1 protein-coding gene is annotated in these 411 nt (G+C 71.3%); it reads right to left on the bottom strand.

The window, feature by feature from the left end:
* Positions 1 to 411: sigma-70 family RNA polymerase sigma factor (locus EHS43_RS45930; RefSeq protein WP_125196163.1), on the bottom strand; the 411-nt coding region annotated here is incomplete at both ends.

Raw genomic sequence — 411 nt, 5'->3', positions numbered from 1 at the left:
GGTCACGCGCAGCGCCTCGGCGGTCTGCTCCACACTCCAGTCCTCCCAGAACCGCAGTACCAGCACCGCCCGGTAGCGGGGCGGCAGTTCGAGCAGCGCGGCCTGCATCACCAGCCGCAGCTCGGGCGTGACGGCAGGCTCGGCCACGGCCGGCTCCGGGACCTCCTCCGTCGGCTCCTCGCGCCAGCCGCGTTTGCGGTACTGGTCGATGAAGACGCGGGTGAGGATCGTACGGGCGTACGCCTCGACGTTGCCGTCACGACGGATCCGGCCCCAGGAGGCGTACAGCTTCATCAGGGTCGTCTGGGTCAGGTCCTGGGCCTGGTGCCAGTCCCCGCACAGCAGATACGCGCTGCGCCTGAGCTGCCCCTGCCGGGCCTCGGCGAACTCCCGGAACTCCCGCTCCCGGAC

Origin of the sequence: Streptomyces sp. RP5T (assembly GCF_003933965.1) — a bacterium.
Classification (GTDB): Bacteria; Actinomycetota; Actinomycetes; order Streptomycetales; family Streptomycetaceae; genus Streptomyces.
This window is presented reverse-complemented; position numbering and strand designations above follow the sequence as displayed.